The sequence below is a fragment of the Tropicimonas sp. TH_r6 genome, assembly GCF_033101155.1.
GTDB lineage: Bacteria > Pseudomonadota > Alphaproteobacteria > Rhodobacterales > Rhodobacteraceae > Tropicimonas.
Genome location: NZ_JAWMPX010000066.1, coordinates 1 through 4,024 on the forward strand (window position 1 = coordinate 1; position 4,024 = coordinate 4,024).

Sequence of the window (4,024 nt, forward strand, 5' to 3'; positions counted from 1 at the left end):
AAAGCCGCACAGCGCTGGTTTGAACCATGTGGACATACAAGATGATCACCTCATTTCTCTGGGCCGGTCTTGCCATTCTGGTCCTTGGCGGGCTGGTCGGCTGCAATGCGCTGGCCCGATATCATGGTTTCGGTGCAAAGGTTCTGAGCCCGGAACAGCTCTCGCACCGGCTGAAGCCGGCGTATCATAGCTACACACCGGATGGAGCGGGACCCTGGCCAACCGCCTTGCTGTTCTCAGGTTGCGATGGGCCGAAAGACAACATGGAACGATGGGCGTCGGATCTGGCTGCGCAAGGATGGGCCTCGCTCGTTGTCGACAGCCATGGGCCGCGCGGCTATGACGACGCCCAGCTCTGGCGTCTGATCTGCATTGGCCAGCTCTTACCGGGGCCGGAGCGGGCGGGCGATGTCGCGGTTGCCATCGAGGATGCGCGCGCCATGCCGTTCGTTGATCCCGACCGTATTGCGCTGATCGGCGCCTCGCATGGCGGTTGGTCCGTGCTCGACATGCTGTCACTGCATGGGCAGGGAAAACCGCCGCACAACCTCACCCGCTGGCCCGCCTCCATCAACAATCACGGACTGGAAGGTATCGTTGGCACGGTGCTGCTTTACCCCTATTGCGGCGTCGCCAGCCAGGTTTATGACAATGGCTGGAAAGAGGACGTGCCGGCGCTCTTCTTGCTGGTGGAAGATGACAGCGTCGTTAACGAGGATGCCTGCATCCGCGTGATCGAGCGGATGCGTGCAGCTGGTCGGCCGGTCGAGGCACATTTGTTCAAGGGCACCACCCACGGGTTCGACCAGGCGGAAAAAAACGTGCTGAGCACACTGGAATTCTCACCAGAAGCGACCGGGAAAGCGATGGAGATAACGGCCCGCTTCCTCGCCAGAATTTCCGGCAAGTGAGACCCCGGTTGCGATTGCATTCGGCCTGACAGGGTCTAGTCTGTCGGACGGAGCAGGCCGCTGGCGCCAGCACGCCTCGCCGCCTGCCGGAGGAAAGGAAACCAACCATGCGTATCCTGTTCACAGGCGGCTCGGGCAAAGCCGGTCGGCATGTCTGCCGCTATCTGGCCGATCAGGGACACCGGGTCGTCAATGTCGACCTCACACCGCTTGACGCGCCTGGCATCGACAACCTGATCGCCGACATCACCGACTCAGGCGCGATGTTCAACGTGATGACCAGCTACGCCGATTTCGACGAACTGGAGCCGGGCACCGGCGTCCCCACCTTTGATGCCGTGGTGCATTTCGCTGCCGTGCCGCGCATCCTGATCAATCCCGATCACGAGACCTTCCGGGTCAACACCATCGGCACCTATAATGTCATCGAAGCGGCGGTGAAGCTCGGCATCCGCAAGATCGTTTTCGCCTCCTCGGAGACGACCTATGGTGTCTGCTTTGCCGATGGCGTGGCCGATCCAGAATACTTGCCTGTCGATGAAGAGCACGACACCAACCCGATGGACAGCTATGGCCTTTCCAAGGTGATCAACGAGAAGACCGCGCGGGCCTTCCAGCGCCGTTCGGGCTTCGACATCTACGGGTTGCGCATCGGCAATGTCATGGAACCGCATGAATATGACCGCTTCCCTGGCTTCTTTGCCGACCCGGCCGTGCGCCGTCGCAATATCTTCTGCTATATCGACGCGCGCGATCTCGGGCAGATTGTCGACCGTTGCCTGAAGACGGACGAGCTCGGCTTCCAGATCTTCAATGCCGGCAATGACACCAATTCGGTGAACTTGCCCGCGCGTGAGATTGCCGAACGTTTTTTTCCGGGCGTACCGGTTGCCGAAGATCTCGGCGAAAACGAAGCGCTCTATTCCAACCGCAAGATCCGCCAGATGCTCGGCTTCCGCGAGGAGCATGACTGGCGCAACTACATCGAGGGGTGAACATGACCAAACCAACCGTTGGATTAATTGGCGTCGGCCTGATGGGGCATGGCATTGGCCTCAACATCCTCAAGGCGGGGTTCCCGCTGGTCGTGGTGGCGCATCGCAATCGTGGGCCAGTCGAGGATCTCGTGGCGCAGGGCGCGACCGAGGCAGGCTCCATCGCGGAGATGTCCGCAGCGTGCGATATCATCCATATCTGTGTCTCCGGCTCGCCGCAGGTCGAGGCGGTGATCGGCGGGGAGGCCGGGCTTGCTACCCATGCGAAACCGGGATCCATCGTGATCGACTGCTCGACGGCGAATCCGGTCAGCACCGAGCAACTCGCCGCAATTCTGGCGGAGAAGGGGATTGGCATGGCCGACGCCCCGCTTGGCGGGACGCCGAACAATGCCGCCGACGGCACTCTGGCCGTCATGGTCGGGGCGGAGGACGCGGTCTTTGCGCGGATCGAACCGGTGCTGCAGGCCTGGGCGAGCAATATCGTGCATCTCGGCCCGGTCGGGCTTGGTCACAAGATGAAGCTGATCAACAATTTCATGGCGATGGGCAACGCTGCGCTGCTGTCCGAGGCGATGGCGGTCGCGCGCAAGTCGGGCCTGTCCACGGAGCAGTTCCACCAGGTGATCGGCAGCTCGCGCATGCATAACGGCTTCTACGACACCTTCATGAAATGGACGCTGGAGGGGGACGAGAACGCGCACCGCTTCTCGATCACCAATGCCCACAAGGACATGCGTTATCTCTCCGACCTCGCGACCAGCGTCGGCGCGGTGAATCCGCTGCAATCGGCAATCCGCAACAATTTCGGCGCCATGGAGGCCGCGGGGCAGGGGGAGAAGTTCGTCCCTATGCTGGCCGATTTCATTGCCGTCATGAACGGGTTGGACCCGGAAGGAGACGGCAAGAGCTGACGGTCGCCGGAGACCGTCCGGAAGAGAAATCCACCGCCCCTTGCCGCGATGGCGGAGCGAAGCCGATGGGAAACTCAAAAGGAAAGTCGGGGATGCCGATCTTGCGGACCTTCTCAGCGGCGCAGCAATCCACGCCGCAATCGCCCGGTATTCATTATGGCAATCAAAGACCGGACCTTTGTTGCCGCCGCCGCCAAAGACAAGTCAGCGGGGCTTTGCCGACCTTGGACCGATTACCACGAGCATCCGCTACCTGCGCTTTGCAGACATTGGGCCGATTTGAGCAACGTCGGCTTTGCCGAACGCCATCATTGTTGGTGTGTGTCCCGGCGTAGGCCGAGGACGTTGACGACAGGATTTGAACGATGGGAGAGGTGTGTCCGGATGACGATAGTATCGAGCCCGATTGGGCCGCCGGGGACGACCAGGTGGCCAAAAGCCCGCCTGAGAGGGCAAACTGCCAGCCAAGGTTCCAAATCGGTGCCCAGTCGGTTGGCAACGCGGAAATTCGGAAGTCATCTGGGGAATATCGGTTAAAACACTAACCTGAACATTGAGGGTATTATGAAGTGTTTTTCGCTAACTTTGCTTATCGTTTTTGTATTCTGTGATTATGCGCAAGCGGAACAACTGTCAGAAGACTTTCGCTACATTAGCTCATTTAACGGTGTAGTCAAAGATGCAAAAACTGGTTTGATGTGGACACAGAAAGACAGTTATGCCGATTTAGGTCATTCTTTAAACTGGAATGAGTCCAGAGAATATGTTGATGGTCTCTCGACTGGCGGCCACAGTGACTGGCGTTTGCCTACAGCTACCGAGTTGAAAACTATCTACGAGCCGTCAAAATCGAACAAGGATCTTTATGGAGGAAAATTAAGACTTGATCCGGTTTTTGCGAAAAGCGGTACATATAATTACTGGACATCCGAAACAGCTGGAGACTGCTGTGCTGTTACTATGACCTTCGACTACGGTCATGTGACAAAAAATCACCGAAATTTCAGCGGCAGCTTCGGAGTTCGTGCCGTAAGAAAAATGGATGATTAATTCATCATAGCATGTCTCCGACTGTCAGTGCACTTGCTTAAACCGTGTCTTTGGTCCCGCCGACAAACCGGACATCCGATCAAAAACGTCAGATGTCCGCGAAGTCGGCAAACTACCCGTTCGTGCGGACCGCAGCATTTGGGAGTGTGGGCTT

The 4,024-nt window shown here is 58.4% G+C and carries 4 protein-coding genes; all 4 read left to right on the forward strand.

Going from position 1 to position 4,024, the window contains the following annotated elements; translation table 11 throughout:
* The first annotated feature begins 41 nt into the window (after positions 1 to 41).
* Entirely contained in the window at positions 42 to 911 is an 870-nt protein-coding gene (locus tag R3X27_RS25275) for a dienelactone hydrolase family protein (RefSeq protein WP_317711682.1), read from the forward strand.
* Between the two features lie 107 nt (positions 912 to 1,018).
* Positions 1,019 to 1,906, forward strand: a complete 888-nt coding sequence (locus R3X27_RS25280; RefSeq protein ID WP_317711683.1) for an NAD(P)-dependent oxidoreductase — start codon at positions 1,019 to 1,021, stop codon at positions 1,904 to 1,906.
* A 2-nt stretch (positions 1,907 to 1,908) separates the two neighbouring features.
* Positions 1,909 to 2,820: an NAD(P)-dependent oxidoreductase gene (locus tag R3X27_RS25285; protein WP_317711684.1), complete on the forward strand. Its 912-nt coding sequence runs from the start codon at positions 1,909 to 1,911 to the stop codon at positions 2,818 to 2,820.
* 564 nt (positions 2,821 to 3,384) lie between these two features.
* Entirely contained in the window at positions 3,385 to 3,870 is a 486-nt protein-coding gene (locus R3X27_RS25290) for a DUF1566 domain-containing protein (RefSeq protein WP_317711685.1), read from the forward strand.
* Positions 3,871 to 4,024 lie beyond the last annotated feature (154 nt).